At 68.8% G+C, this 12,730-nt stretch carries 14 protein-coding genes; 8 read left to right on the top strand and 6 right to left on the bottom strand.

All coding sequences use genetic code 11. The annotated features are described in order from the left end of the window. The first annotated feature begins 5 nt into the window (after nucleotides 1-5). From EV650_RS18885 to EV650_RS18875, 3 genes are read left to right on the top strand one after another with little or no spacing between them, the layout of a single operon-like run. Entirely contained in the window at nucleotides 6-557 is a 552-nt protein-coding gene (locus EV650_RS18885) for an NADH-quinone oxidoreductase subunit B (RefSeq protein WP_134120366.1), read from the top strand. Next, a complete protein-coding gene (locus EV650_RS18880; protein ID WP_134120365.1) occupies nucleotides 554-1,372 on the top strand; it encodes an NADH-quinone oxidoreductase subunit C in 819 nt (272 codons plus the stop codon). The genes EV650_RS18885 and EV650_RS18880 overlap by 4 nt, the downstream gene beginning before the upstream one ends. Next, nucleotides 1,369-2,292 carry a GNAT family N-acetyltransferase gene (locus tag EV650_RS18875; RefSeq protein ID WP_238174317.1) on the top strand — a complete coding sequence of 308 codons (924 nt, stop codon included), beginning with the start codon at nucleotides 1,369-1,371 and terminating at the stop codon, nucleotides 2,290-2,292. Before EV650_RS18880 ends, EV650_RS18875 begins: the two co-directional genes overlap by 4 nt. Before the next feature lie 226 nt (nucleotides 2,293-2,518). Here EV650_RS18875 and EV650_RS18870 read toward each other — a convergent pair whose 3' ends face one another. After that, on the bottom strand, nucleotides 2,519-3,700 hold the full coding sequence (locus EV650_RS18870; RefSeq protein ID WP_166678215.1) for an NmrA family NAD(P)-binding protein: 1,182 nt from the start codon (nucleotides 3,698-3,700) through the stop codon (nucleotides 2,519-2,521). Between the two features lie 61 nt (nucleotides 3,701-3,761). On the opposite strand from EV650_RS18870, the gene EV650_RS18865 reads away from it, so the two are divergent. Continuing rightward, a complete protein-coding gene (locus tag EV650_RS18865) occupies nucleotides 3,762-4,709 on the top strand; it encodes a complex I subunit 1/NuoH family protein (protein WP_238174316.1) in 948 nt (315 codons plus the stop codon). Here EV650_RS18865 and EV650_RS18860 read toward each other — a convergent pair. The 4 genes from EV650_RS18860 to EV650_RS18845 are packed head-to-tail and all read right to left on the bottom strand — an operon-like array spanning nucleotide 4,696 to nucleotide 8,136. Then, complete coding sequence (locus tag EV650_RS18860; protein WP_134120363.1) at nucleotides 4,696-5,919, bottom strand: ABC transporter permease; 1,224 nt, start codon at nucleotides 5,917-5,919, stop codon at nucleotides 4,696-4,698. The two genes, EV650_RS18865 and EV650_RS18860, sit on opposite strands and share 14 nt — an antisense overlap. Next, on the bottom strand, nucleotides 5,916-6,581 hold the full coding sequence (locus EV650_RS18855; protein ID WP_134120362.1) for an ABC transporter ATP-binding protein: 666 nt from the start codon (nucleotides 6,579-6,581) through the stop codon (nucleotides 5,916-5,918). The genes EV650_RS18860 and EV650_RS18855 overlap by 4 nt, the downstream gene beginning before the upstream one ends. Beyond that, the gene (locus tag EV650_RS18850; protein ID WP_134120361.1) at nucleotides 6,578-7,630 is read right to left on the bottom strand and encodes a peptidoglycan-binding protein; all 1,053 of its coding nucleotides are present in this window, start codon (nucleotides 7,628-7,630) and stop codon (nucleotides 6,578-6,580) included. Before EV650_RS18850 ends, EV650_RS18855 begins: the two co-directional genes overlap by 4 nt. After that, nucleotides 7,630-8,136, bottom strand: coding sequence for a hypothetical protein (locus EV650_RS18845; RefSeq protein ID WP_134120360.1), 507 nt, complete (start codon nucleotides 8,134-8,136; stop codon nucleotides 7,630-7,632). Before EV650_RS18845 ends, EV650_RS18850 begins: the two co-directional genes overlap by 1 nt. Before the next feature lie 111 nt (nucleotides 8,137-8,247). On the opposite strand from EV650_RS18845, the gene EV650_RS18840 reads away from it, so the two are divergent. Next, on the top strand, nucleotides 8,248-8,904 hold the full coding sequence (locus EV650_RS18840) for a response regulator transcription factor (RefSeq protein ID WP_134120359.1): 657 nt from the start codon (nucleotides 8,248-8,250) through the stop codon (nucleotides 8,902-8,904). Beyond that, nucleotides 8,901-10,211, top strand: coding sequence for a sensor histidine kinase (locus EV650_RS18835; RefSeq protein ID WP_238174315.1), 1,311 nt, complete (start codon nucleotides 8,901-8,903; stop codon nucleotides 10,209-10,211). Before EV650_RS18840 ends, EV650_RS18835 begins: the two co-directional genes overlap by 4 nt. Here the strand turns inward: EV650_RS18835 and EV650_RS18830 are convergent. Next, nucleotides 10,186-11,103 (bottom strand): NADP-dependent oxidoreductase, encoded by a 918-nt coding sequence (locus EV650_RS18830; RefSeq protein WP_134120358.1) that lies wholly within the window; start codon nucleotides 11,101-11,103, stop codon nucleotides 10,186-10,188. The two genes, EV650_RS18835 and EV650_RS18830, sit on opposite strands and share 26 nt — an antisense overlap. A gap of 89 nt (nucleotides 11,104-11,192) precedes the next feature. Here EV650_RS18830 and EV650_RS18825 point away from each other — a divergent pair, with 89 nt between their 5' ends. Then, entirely contained in the window at nucleotides 11,193-11,537 is a 345-nt protein-coding gene (locus EV650_RS18825; RefSeq protein WP_134120357.1) for a YciI family protein, read from the top strand. Beyond that, nucleotides 11,534-12,727 (top strand): RNA polymerase sigma factor, encoded by a 1,194-nt coding sequence (locus EV650_RS18820; RefSeq protein WP_134120356.1) that lies wholly within the window; start codon nucleotides 11,534-11,536, stop codon nucleotides 12,725-12,727. The genes EV650_RS18825 and EV650_RS18820 overlap by 4 nt, the downstream gene beginning before the upstream one ends. Nucleotides 12,728-12,730 lie beyond the last annotated feature (3 nt).

Below are 12,730 nucleotides of genomic sequence, written 5' to 3'. Positions count from 1 at the left end.
CGAGCATGACCGAGCTGGGGATGCCGACGGTGCGACCGGCAGTTGGTGCGCTGGCGAAGCTTGCGCCGGAGCCGGTTCGGTACCTGCTGAACTGGGGCCGGAAGTACTCGCTCTGGGTGTTCAACTTCGGACTGGCCTGCTGCGCGATCGAGTTCATCGCGGCGTCGATGGGCCGGCACGACTTCATCCGGCTCGGGGTGATCCCGTTCGCGCCCGGACCGCGGCAGGCCGACCTGATGGTCGTGTCGGGCACCGTGACCGACAAGATGGCGCCCGCGATCAAGCGGCTCTACGACCAGATGCCGGAGCCGAAGTACGTGATCTCGTTCGGCTCCTGCTCGAACTCGGGCGGTCCGTACTGGGATTCGTACTGCGTGACCAAGGGCGTCGACCAGATCATCCCGGTCGACGTGTACGTGCCGGGCTGTCCGCCGCGGCCGGAGGCGTTGCTGCAGGGGATCCTCAAGCTGCAGGAGAAGATCGCGGGCGAGGCGCTCGCCGATCGGTACGAGGAGCCGTCCGCGGCGGCGCTGACCCGCGGCCTGGTGCAGCCTTGAGCGCCGACGCACTCGAGGCGCTGACGAGCGTCGGGATCGCCGCGACCTCGTCGGACAGCTTCGGCCCGACGGCTCTCGACGTACCGCTCGAGTCGTGGGTCGCGGCGCATGAGGTACTTCGGGATGCGGTGGGCTTCACGTTCTTCGATTTCCTGAGCGCGTCGGACGAGCTGACGGACGGGTTCCGGGTGGTGTCGCATCTCGCGGACTTCTGGGGTGGGGCGCATGTCGAGCATGTGCTGGTGCGGACGCTGGTTCCGCGCGACAACGCCGTACTGCCTACGTTGTCGGAGTTGTACGCCGGGGCGAACTGGCATGAGCGTGAGACCTTCGAGATGTTCGGCATCTCGTTCGACGGGCATCCGAACCTGATCCCGCTGCTGCTGCCGGACGAGTTCGAGGGGCATCCGCTGCGGAAGGAGTTCGTGCTCGCGTCCCGGGTCGCCAAGCCGTGGCCGGGCGCGAAGGAACCGGGCGAATCCGATCATGCTCCGGCGGGTGCGCCGAGTCGCCGACGTACGTTGCCGCCCGGGGTGCCGGATCCCGAGACCTGGGGCCCGCGCCCGCCTGGCTCACCCGACCCCGACCCGTTGGCCCCGGCCCAGGCCGCCGCCACACCGGCCCGCCCGCGCCGCGCCGGTGCAGCCGGCGAACGCCGAACCCGCCGCCAACCACCCGCCGGTGCAGCCGAGTCCCCGGCCTCACCAGCGGAAGGCGACGTGCCGCCGGCTGATCAGGCGGCTCCGCCTGCTGTTGAGCCGCCTGCTGTTGAGCCGCCGGTTGAGGGCGGCGAGCCGCCGGTTGAGTCGTCGTGATCCCGTCGGCGGAGGAGCTGGCCCGGTACACCCTCGAACGTCAGCATCCGATCACCCGCGCCTGGGCCGATGACGCGACCCGCCTGGCGACCCTGGCCGAGGAGCACGCCGCCCTCGACATCCTGCTGGCCGAGGACCTCGACATCGCCGCCCAGCGAGCCGACCGCCTGACCCCCGGCAAACCAGCCGAATCGATGCTCAACCGTTGGGTTGCCGTAGGCAACGATCTCCACGCGATGCTGAGCATGCGCTTCGAAGGCATGGACGTCACCAAACCGTTCGTCGACGCGACACCAATGACCCGCTCACCCCTGCCGACCGACCTACCCGCCCTCGCCGCGGTCGCCCGTGAGTACTACGGCATCCACAACCCGCAGTACGTCCGCGTCTGGAGCGCCGAGCCCGAAATCCCCGGCACCCAACCCGACCGCCGCTTCCTCGCGGCCCCGATCAGTCAGCTGCAGCCATACGGCGTACCACCCGGGCTCGAACTCGTGCCGGCAAAGAGCGTCGAGCACTACGACGAGGCAAGACGCGCGTACGACGCTGTGGACGCGGAGCACCCGCATCACGCCGACGAGGCGTCACTCCAGGACCGCGACGACCTCGAGGAGGCCGCGGCCGAGGGCCTGCTGTTCGACATCACCGCGAACGGCGAGTGGGCCGGGTACGCCGCCGCCGTGATCAAGCCCGACGACGCCCTCGGCCTCCCCGCGTACGTCGTACTCGAACTCATCCTCGCCGAACCCCACCGAGGCCACGGCTACGGCCCCCACCTCAGCACGCTCCTCGCCCAGGCCCTCCCAGACCCCACCCGCATCCTCATCGGCACCATCCACACCCTCAACCACAGCGCCCGAACCGCAGCCCTAAAAGCCGGCCGCCAAGACATAGGCGGCTGGCGCCAACTCCCCCTCTAACTCAGCCCTGAGCAAGTCGCGGCGGCCTGGCTGGAACGTCCATCTCAGGGGTTGACCCCTGAGACGGACGGTTGCCCGCTGGAATGCAGTGCTGCGAACCGACCAGCTGAGGGGTCAACCCCAAATCCGTTCAGGCATGCGGGCTGTTCCGGAGTGATGGCCACGTTCTTTGCGGTGACTAATTTGCAGATGCTGGCAGGAATGTTCCGCAAAGCGGCCGGGTCCGTCAGGAGCGCGGCGGGGTGTAGTAGAAGACGTCTTCGCGGGTGATTTGGCCGGACTCGACTGTGCAGAGGGAGAGTTTGGTTGTTTGGGTGCGGGCGCCGGTTTGGGTGTTGCGTTGGTCGAAGGTGAAGCGGATGGCGAAGTGGTTGTCGCTCAGGAGGGGGCCGAGGGTTTCGACGGCGAGGTGTTCGACGTCGGCGTTCAGGCGGCGGGCGTTGTCGAGGATGGAGGGGGCGCCTTTGAGTTCGGTGGGGGATTCGAGTGGGGCGGCGCGGACTACGTCCGGGGCCAAGAAGGAGACGGCTTGGTCCAGGCGGCCGGTGGACAAGGCGTCGACGTACCCCTGGGCTACCTCTGCTGTGGAGAGGATGCGGAATTCGTCGGCGTGTTCGGTGGCCCAGGCGGCGAAGGTCAGGGCGGGGCGGCCGGTTAGTTGGGTGACTGTGGTGGTGACGGGTTCGGGGTTGTCGACTAGTGAGGCCCAGTAGGTGACGGCGCTGGCGGCTAGGGCTGGGTCGGCGCCTTGGGCGAGCATGGCCTGGCGGGCGGCGTCGTCGCTGAGGGCTTCGACGTGCATGTGCTTGCCGACCGCGCGGACGATGGTGGCGACCTGTTCGGCCTGGGTCAGGGCCTCGGGGCCGGTGAGGTCGTAGGTCTGGCCGGCGTGGGCGGGGTTGACGAGCGTGAGTACGGCGACGGCCGCGATGTCGCGTTCGTGGATCATCGAGCGGGCGGCCTCCGGGTACGGGATGCGCAGCGTGTCGCCGGACCGGAAGTCGTCGGCCCAGGTCTGGGCGTTGACCGCGAAGCCGCTCGGACGAAGGAAGGTCCACGACTTGTCCGCGTCCCGCAGCAACTGCTCGACCTCACCCCAGACCCCGCCCTCGGACGCATTGAGCGAAGACAGATACACGACCCGCGAAGGCAGCTCCGGCACGATCTTCTCGGCGCCGGAAGCGCTGAACGACGGCCACAGCAGGAACGCCGCATCCACGCCGTCCGCGGCCCGTCGTACGGCGTCAGCCTCCCGAATATCGCCCTGGATCAGCTCGACGTCGGGCGGGAAGCCGGCGAGTTCCGGCGTACGGACGAGAGCGCGGACGGTCACCCCCGCCGCGCGCAGTCCCGCGACGACGTGCCGGCCGACCCGGCCGGTTGCACCTGTGACAAGAACGGTAGTCATGACGCCACCCTCTGGCCTGAACGTTGGTTGAGGTCAAGTCGGAACCACTAGGCTGACCGTCATGCTGGAGTTCGTGGTGCGGGTGGTCGGCGTACTGGTCGCCTTCCTGGTGGCGCCGTTGCTGGTCGGTCAGGCCGAGCACAAGGTGATGGCGCACATGCAGTCACGGCTCGGCCCGATGTACGCCGGTGGGTTCCATGGCTGGGCGCAGTTGGTCGCGGACGGCGTGAAGTTCATCCAGAAGGAGAGCGTGGTCCCGGCCGCCGCCGACAAGCGCGTCTTCGAATGGGCGCCGATCGTCGCGCTCCTGCCGTACCTGGCCGCGCTCGCCGCCATCCCGCTGGCCCCCGGCATCGTCGGCGCGGATCTCGACTCCGGCCTGTTCTTCGTACTCGCGGTGATGAGCATCGGCGTACTCGGTTCGCTGATGGCGGGCTGGGGCAGCGGCAACAAGTACAGCCTGCTCGGTGGTCTCCGGGTCGCGGCGCAGTTGATGAGCTACGAGCTGCCGTTCGTACTCTCCGCGGCGAGTGTCGCGGTCGCGGCCGGTTCGCTCAGCCTGACGAGCATCGCCCACGCCTGGAATCCGTGGTGGTTGCTCTGGCAGCTGCCCGGCATGATCGTGTTCTTCATCGCCGGCCTGGCCGAGTTGCAGCGGCCGCCGTTCGACATGCCGGTCGCGGACTCCGAGGTGATCTTCGGGCCGTACACGGAGTACACCGGGCTCAGGTTCGCGATGTTCCTGCTCGCCGAGTACGCCGGCATCGTCGTACTCGCGGGTCTCACCACGGTGCTGTTCCTCGGCGGCTGGAGTGGACCGGGGCCGGAGTCGATCGGCTGGATCTGGACTCTGGTGAAGGTCGCCCTGGTGTCGGTCGTGGTGATCTGGGTGCGGGTGTCGTTCCCGCGGATGCGTGCCGACCAGTTGCAGAAGCTCGCCTGGCAAGGCCTGGTGCCGGTGGCGCTGGTCCAACTCGCGCTCACCGGCATCGGCGTCATCCTGTTCTGAGAGCCTCGGTGGGGGAGAGGCGAGCAGCCCGGATCGCGGGGTAGAGCCCGGCCAGTCCACCGATCGCGAGCGTGGCCGCGATCCCGCCAACGAGGGACCAGATCGGGATCACTGTCAGCCAGCTCTGGTACGACGCATAGGCCGCAGTGACTGCGGATCCGAGTAACGCCCCACCGGCCCCGCCGAGTGCGGACAGCAAGAGGGACTCAGTCAGGAACTGGGTCCGGATCTGCCCGCGGGTCGCCCCGAGCGAGCGGCGGAGCCCGATCTCGGATCGTCGTTCCAGCACCGAGATCACCATGATGTTGGCGACCCCGACGCCGCCGACCAGCAGCGCGACCGCGCCGAGCCCGAGGAGCAGTCCGGTGAACGCCTGGCCCGCGGCCTGCTTCGCGGCCAGCGCGTCGGACGGCCTGGACACGTCGACCTCGTTCGGCGCCTCCGGGTTGGCCGTTGCCCCGAGCACCGATCGGACCGCCTCTACCTGGGCGTCGTCCGACCGGGTGTAGATCGTGGTCGGGTGCCCGTCGAAGGACAGCGTGGTGTCGGCTGCCGGCCAGCCCATCAGTGCGGAGCTGTCCAGTTCGGGGGCCAGGGCGGCCGGTTCGAGGATGCCGAGCACGGTGAACCAGGTGTTGCCGATCAGCACCTGCGTATCCGGACCCGCCTTCGTGATCCCGAGTCGATCGGCGGCGCTGGAGCCGAGCACGGTCGCCGGATAGCGGCCGGTCGCGGCGTCGAGCCATTTGCCGCTGCGGACGGTGGCTCCGATGGTGTCGAGCAGGTTGGTGCGAGCGGCGTAGGCGATGATGCCGTTGGTCTCGACGTCGGGGATCTTGTTGCTGCGGTAGACCGCGGCGTCGTCGACCTTGCCGACCGCTGACTCGGCGCGGACCGGGCCGATCCGGCCGACCATGGCTTCGGCGGCGAGTGGGAGTTGGGCTTGTTCACCGGTCAGGCGGACGCCCGGGGCGACCGTCAGCAGATTGGTGCCTAGGGCATCGAGTTGGCCGTCGAGCTCGGCCCGCGAGGACGACGAGATGCCGACGACCGCGACCATGGCGGCGATCCCGATCGCGATCCCCAGCGCGGAAAGGAACGCCCTGGCCGGCCGCGTCCGCAACCCGACGGCGCCGACGCGAAGGACATCCCGCACACCGAGGCTGGCTGGCCTCAGCTCGCCGTTCCGCCGTTTCGTCTCTCTGCTCATGTGCGGACCTCCTCGAGGATGCGGCCGTCGCGCATCCGGACCTGGCGCGGCAGCGACGCCGCGATATCCCGGTCGTGCGTGATCACAACAACCGTCGTACCGGCCGCGTGTAGATCCCGCAGCAGCTCCATCACCCCAGCACCCGACGCGGAGTCCAACGCCCCAGTCGGCTCATCGGCTAGCAGTACGGCGGGTTCGCCCGCGACCGCCCGCGCCACCGCGACTCGTTGACGTTCACCCCCGGACAGTTCATGGGGCTCGTGATCCATCCGGTGCCCGAGCCCGACCCGTTCCAACGCGGTCGCCGCCCGCTTCCGTCGTACCGCCAGCCGCTGCCCCGAGTACAGGAGCCCGTCCGCCACGTTGTCCAACGCCCGTACGCCGGATGCCAGGTGGAACTGCTGGAACACGAACCCGATCCGGGTCGCCCGCAACGCCGACAACCCCGAGTCCGACAGCCGCGCCACGTCGTACCGGTCGATGTGGACCGTGCCCGAGGTCGGACGGTCGAGGGTGCCGAGGACGTTCAGCATCGTCGACTTGCCGGAGCCGGACGGCCCGACGATCGCGATCAGCTCGCCGCGCTCGATCCGCAGGTTGACCCCGCCGAGGGCCGTGACGCCGCCCGGGTACACCTTGGTCACCTCGGTCAGCTCGATCACTTCGGGATCCCCACCGCGGTGCCGGCCTTGATCCCGGCGCCGCTGACCTCGACCTGACCGCTCGCGAACAGGCCGGTCTTCACCGGCAGGTAGTGCGACGACGTACCGTCCGTGACCTCGACGCCGAAGCCGCCCTCGCGCAGGGCGACCAGCGCGGCCACCGGGACGGTCAGCACGTTCTTCCGTTCGGAGTCGGTGAAGGTGGCGTCGACCGACGCGAGCGCCCAGGCGTCCACCGCCTTCTGGTTGTCGATGGCAACGATCACCTCGACCTTGGTCTCCGGGTCCTTGTCCGGGCTCTCGGCCGGGATGATCACCGTCGACACCTTCTCGATCCGCCCGGGCACGCTCTTGCCGTCCGGGAGCGTGATGTCGATCTTCGCGTTGGGCTTGGCGAGCCGTTGATCGGCGGCGTCAAGCTGGACAGTGACCGCCTTCTTGGTGCCGGTGTAGGTGAGCACGTTCTGGTTCGGGCCGAGCGGTGCGCCCTCCTGCGCCTGGAGGCTGTCCACCCGGATGTGACCGGGTGCGAACAGGACGCTGCCCAGTTCCACCACCCCCGTCTCGTCCAGACCCAAGTCGTCCTGCCACTCCGAGACTGCGGTCGCTGTGGCGGCGGTGTACTCGTCATCGACGGTGAAGCCGGTGTAGCCCATCGCTCTGAGGTTCTGCTCGAGCTGGAGGACGTCCGGCCCTTCACTCCCGTTCACCAGCCGCCGGTACGCCGGGAGTGCGCCGTACAGCAACGTGGTCGGCTTGTTGTCGACGCTGTAGACGGTGCTGCCGCGCTGGAGCTCCTGTCCGCTGTCGGGGAGGCTGGTGATCGTCCCGGCTACCCGGTTGACCGCCGTGGACGTCGTACCGAAGCCAAGCTCGCCGTCCTGGGTCTCGGTGTCCTTGAGGGTCTGTTGCGTGACTTTGGCGGTGTTGACCGGTAGTGGTTGCGCAGTCTGGTTCGTTGCCTGGCTGGTGTCGCCCCGGTTGACCAGAAAGGCGCTAGCGGCACCTCCGGCGGCCAGAACGACCACAGCGGTCAGTGCTTTGCGCATCACTTACCTGCCAGGATTGGCTGACAGGCGTCCTGCGCCTTCTGGAAGTCGGGGTCGTCACCGACGCCCGGACCGATCATGATGCCCTGCTGGCCGGGCTTGGGGTCCGGGAACTTCTCCACGCCGTTCTTCCGCATGCACTCGGCGAACTTGCGGCCGTTCTCCTCCTGCTGCGGGTTCGCCTGGCCCTGACCCTGCGGGTTGTACTGCTGGCAGGCCTCCATCGCCTTCTGGACCTGCTCCTGGGTCACACCGGAGTTCTTGTCGAACTTGAGCATCGGTCCCTTGCCAGGCTCGGGGTCCGGCACGTTCAGCCCGTTCTCCCGCAGGCACTGGGTGAACTTGACCGCCATCTCGTCCCGGCTCAGGCTGGCCGGCGCACTGGTCGGGGCGGTCGACTCCGACTGGGTGCCACTGCCGGAGGCGACCTGGGTGTCGGGCTCGTTCGAGCCACAGCCGGTCAGCAGGAATGCCGCGAGTACGACGGCCAAAGTGGTCTTACGCATCAGGTCTCCTTGGATCGGATTAGGCCTGTCAGCTTTGGCCGTGGGGCGTTTCGGTGCCGTTTCCAGGGCTGATAACGCGGGGGAAACACCGGCGTCGGCGATCATGGGTGCGTGCGTGTACTGGTGGTCGAGGACGAACCGTTGCTGGCGGCAGCGATCGCGGAGTGGTTGCGCGACGACTCGCATGCCGTCGACGTGACAGGCGACGGCGGTACGGCGCTCGAGCGGCTGTCCGTGAATTCGTACGACGTAGTGGTGCTGGACCGCGACATCCCCGTCGTACACGGGGACGAGGTGTGCCGGCAGCTGGTGGAGTCAGGGTCGACCACTCGGGTGCTGATGCTGACGGCAGCCGCCGCGGTCACCGACCGGGTCGAAGGGCTCGGACTGGGCGCGGACGACTACCTGACCAAGCCGTTCGCGTTTGCTGAGCTGGCTGCCCGCGTGCTCGCGCTGGGGCGGCGGAGTCGTCCGGCTGATCCGCCGGTACTGCGGCGTGCCGGAGTGGCTCTGGATCCCGCGCGGCACGAGGTGTTCCGGGACGGTCGATATGTCCCGCTGTCGAAGAAGGAGTTCGCCGTACTCGCGGAGCTACTGCGAGCCGACGGCGCCACGGTGTCGGCCGAACAACTGCTGGAGAAGGCATGGGACGAGCACGTGGATCCGTTCACCGGAGCGGTCCGGCTGACCATCCTCAAGCTGCGCCGGAAGCTGGGGGAGCCCGGACTGGTGGAGACCGTCACCGGCGTCGGGTACCGCATCCCGTGAGGCGACTGACGCTGCGGGGACGCCTGACCCTGATCTATGGCGGTCTGTTCATGGTGGCCGGCGTACTGCTGCTCGGCCTGACCTATGTGCTGTTCACCAACAACCTGAGCCAGCAGTACCGCGTGATCATCCAGGGCACGTACACCAGCCCACCGACCGGTACGCCGTCCGCCCAGCCACCGCCGCGGTTGCCGAATCAGGCGTACGTGATCAACAAGGACGGCGACGTACTCACCGGCTCGGACGCGGAGCGGGTCATGTCGGAGCAGCGCGAGCAGGTACGGCAGGCCGCGATCAAGTCCCTACTGACCCAGGGCAGCATCGCCCTGCTCGTCGTCGGCGGGTTGGCGGCCGGCTTCGGGTGGCTGGTCGCCGGACGGGTCCTGGCACCACTCCACCGAGTCACGGACACAGCACGGCGGATCGCGGTGGCACCTGCTGCCGGCCACGGGCTGCACGAGCGGATCGCGCTCAGCGGTCCGGATGACGAGGTGAAGAACCTGGCCAACGCCTTCGACACGATGGTCGAGCGCCTGGAGCACTCCTTCGACGGCCAGCGCCGCTTCGTCGCCAACGCCTCCCACGAGCTCCGTACGCCGCTCACCCTCGGCCGCGCCCTGGTCGAGGTGGCGATGCATCGTCGTACGGCGTCCGCCGACCTGAAGGACCTCGGCGAGAGCCTGCTCACGATCAACGCCCGCCACGAACAACTGATCGACGGCCTCCTGATCCTCGCCGACTCGGAGAAGGTCCTGACAGCGGTCTACCCGGTCAACCTCGCCGACATCGTCAACCACGTCGCCGCCCAGCTGACCCCCGAAGCGTCGACGGCCGGCGTCGAGCTGATCCGCGGTCCCGGCGACGCCCACGTCCGCGGCGACGCGCTACTGCTCGAACGCCTCGTCCACAACCTGGTCGAGAACGGGATTCGGCACAACGTGGCGGACCGCCAGGCCATCACAACTGAGTCGCGCAAGGACAGCCCCGCGGGGCCGGCGCCGGATCCGGCGATTGTGATGGGCCTGGAGTCCGCGACCTGGGTTCGCGTGATCAGCCGGACGCTCGACGACCACGTCGAGGTGGTCGTGACCAACACCGGCCCGGAGATCCCGCCGTACGAGGTGGACTCGTTGTTCAAACCGTTCTATCGACTGGGAGCCGAGCGGTTGGTCGGTGGAAAGGGCGCTGGTCTTGGGCTTTCCATCGTGCGATCGGTCGCGACGGCGCACGGCGGGACCGTGACGGCGGTCCCGCGGCCGGGCGGTGGGCTGGAGATCACCGTCACGCTTCCGCTTGATCCGGGCTGACCAGGACGAGCTTGCCGCGGGCGTGGCTGGTCTCGCTGACTCGGTGCGCCTCGGCGACGTCGGCGAGGGGGAAGGTCTGGGCGACCGGGAGGGAGAAGCGGCCGGACTCGGTCAGCTCGCCGATGTCAGCGAGTGCGTGGAGAGCCCGGCCGGCGTCGCCGCGGCTGAACCTCACCCCGTGCTCCCGCGCACCAACGAAGTCGGCGATTGTGATGACGTGCTCCGCTAAGCCCGCGAGTTCGATGAGCTCGGGCAGGACTCCGCTCCCAGCGACGTCGAGTGCGGCGTCGACGCCCTCGGGCGCGAGTGCGCGGACCCGGTCGACGAGACCTTCGCCGTACGCAACGGGCTCGGCGCCCAGCGAGCGGAGGTAGTCGTGGTTCGCCGGGCTGGCGGTGCCGATCACGCGTGCACCGCGCACCACGGCGAGCTGGACCGCGGCAGCGCCGACGCTTCCGGAGGCGCCATTGATGAGCACCGTGGTGCCGCCCTTAACCCCGAGCTGGTCGAGCGCGCGAGTCGCCGTCTCGATGGCCGCCGGCAGCGCGGCCGCTTCGGGGAAGTCGAGCGACGGCGGGATCGGGGCGTAGTAGGCCAGCACAGCCAGCTCGGCCTGGGCGCCCTCCTCGGCGGTGAAGCCGAACACGCGATCTCCGACGGCCACGTCCGTAACACCGTCGCCGAGCTCGTCGACCACGCCCGCCGCCTCGTGGCCGAGCGTCTGCGGGAGCTCCTCGTCCATCAGGCCCTGGCGCTTCTTCCAGTCGCTCGGGTTGATGCCGGCCGCGCGCACCGCGATCCGTACCTCGCCCGGACCCGGATGCGGATCGGGGAGATCCACGAGCTCGAGGACCTCCGGCCCGCCGAACCGGCTGAAACGGACTGCCTTCATCATTCGCTCCTGTCGTCTGTGACAGTCTGCCTGGCAGGTCGGTCGATTTCGGGCTACGGCGTTCGTATAGGGGCGAGAAGGAGGTTGGGATGAATCAGTATCTGCTCAGCATCTATCAGCCGGACGGACCGCCGCCGGGACCGGAGATCCTCGACCCGATCATCCGCGGACTGCAGGCTCTCAACGAGGAAATGCAGGCCGCCGGGGTATGGGTGTTCGCCGCCGGACTGCATCCGCCGGAGACTGCGACCGTGCTGAAGGCCAGCGGGGACGACGTGCTGGTCACGGACGGGCCATTTACTGAGGGCAAGGAACACCTCGGCGGGTTCACGGTCATTCAGGTGGACGACCTGGACGCTGCGCTCGGATGGGCGAGGCGGTTGGCGAAGGTGTTGAGTCCGCTGTCGGTTGAGGTCAGGCCGTTTCAGTCGTGAGTCCGGATATCGCCGGGGTCTTCCGGGCCGAGCACGGGCGCGCGGTCGCTGTGCTCACCCGGGTGTTCGGGGACCTCGAGATCGCCGAGGACGCGGTCCAGGACGCGTTCGCCACGGCGGTCGAGAAGTGGCCGGAGAGCGGCGTACCGCCGAGTCCGGCCGGCTGGATCATCACCACCGCTCGCAACCGTGCGATCGATCGCCTGCGGCGCGAGTCGGCTCGGGCCGACAAGCAGGCCGAGGCGGCGCTGCTGCATGCCGAGGACGAGCCGGAGGAGGTGGGCGCCGTGGACGACGACCGACTCCGGCTGATCTTCACCTGCTGCCACCCGGCTCTCGCGCTGAACGTCCGGGTCGCGCTCACCCTCCGCATGCTCGGCGGCCTGACCACGGCGGAGATCGCCCACGCGTTCCTCGTCCCCGAGCCGACGATGGCGCAGCGACTGGTCCGCGCCAAGTCCAAGATCCGCAACGCTCACATCCCGTACCGCGTCCCGTACGAAGCCGATCTCCCCGAGCGCGTCCGCGGCGTACTCGCCGTCGTCTACCTCATCTTCAACGAGGGGTACGCCGCGTCGTCGGGCGAGAGCCTCGTCCGCGACGAACTGAGCGCCGAGGCCCTGCGTCTAGGTCGTCTCCTTGTCGAGTTGATGCCGGACGAGCCCGAGGCAGTCGGTCTGCTCGCCCTGATGCTCCTCCAGAGCTCCCGCCGTCCCGCCCGACTCACTCCCGACGGCTCGCTGATCCGCCTCCCCGACCAGGACCGCGGCCTGTGGGACCGCACGCTGATCGATGAGAGCCAAGACCTGGTACGCCGTTGCCTCCGCCGCAACCAGCCTGGTCCGTACCAACTTCAGGCCGCCATCAACGCCGTCCACTCCGACGCCGCCACCGCCGCGGACACCGACTGGCGCCAGATCCTCCAGCTCTACGACCACCTCCTGACCCTCGAGCCCACTCCGGTCGTAGCCCTCAACCGAGCCGTCGCCGTGGCCGAGGTCCACGGACCCGCCGAGGCCCTGACGTTGATCGACGAGCTGGACCTGGGCTCTTACTACCTCTTCCACGCCATCCGCGCCGACCTCCTGACCCAGCTCGACCGTCGCCCCGAGGCCCGTGCCGCGTACCAGGCAGCCCTGGACCTGACCACCAATCGGGCCGAACAAGATTTCCTCCAGTCCCGCCTCTGATCA

It is taken from the genome of Kribbella kalugense (genome assembly GCF_004365875.1).
In the GTDB taxonomy this organism is placed as follows: Bacteria; Actinomycetota; Actinomycetes; order Propionibacteriales; family Kribbellaceae; genus Kribbella; species Kribbella kalugense.
This window is presented reverse-complemented; position numbering and strand designations above follow the sequence as displayed.

What these genes read in the sequence shown, in the direction of transcription:
- EV650_RS18885 (WP_134120366.1), top strand. Translation starts at nt 6, where the DNA reads ATGACCGAGCTGGGGATGCCGACGGTGCGACCGGCAGTTGGTGCGCTG.
- EV650_RS18870 (WP_166678215.1), bottom strand. Translation starts at nt 3,700, where the DNA reads ATGACTACCGTTCTTGTCACAGGTGCAACCGGCCGGGTCGGCCGGCAC.
- EV650_RS18865 (WP_238174316.1), top strand. Translation starts at nt 3,762, where the DNA reads ATGCTGGAGTTCGTGGTGCGGGTGGTCGGCGTACTGGTCGCCTTCCTG.
- EV650_RS18860 (WP_134120363.1), bottom strand. Translation starts at nt 5,919, where the DNA reads ATGAGCAGAGAGACGAAACGGCGGAACGGCGAGCTGAGGCCAGCCAGC.
- EV650_RS18850 (WP_134120361.1), bottom strand. Translation starts at nt 7,630, where the DNA reads ATGCGCAAAGCACTGACCGCTGTGGTCGTTCTGGCCGCCGGAGGTGCC.
- EV650_RS18845 (WP_134120360.1), bottom strand. Translation starts at nt 8,136, where the DNA reads ATGCGTAAGACCACTTTGGCCGTCGTACTCGCGGCATTCCTGCTGACC.
- EV650_RS18830 (WP_134120358.1), bottom strand. Translation starts at nt 11,103, where the DNA reads ATGAAGGCAGTCCGTTTCAGCCGGTTCGGCGGGCCGGAGGTCCTCGAG.
- EV650_RS18825 (WP_134120357.1), top strand. Translation starts at nt 11,193, where the DNA reads ATGAATCAGTATCTGCTCAGCATCTATCAGCCGGACGGACCGCCGCCG.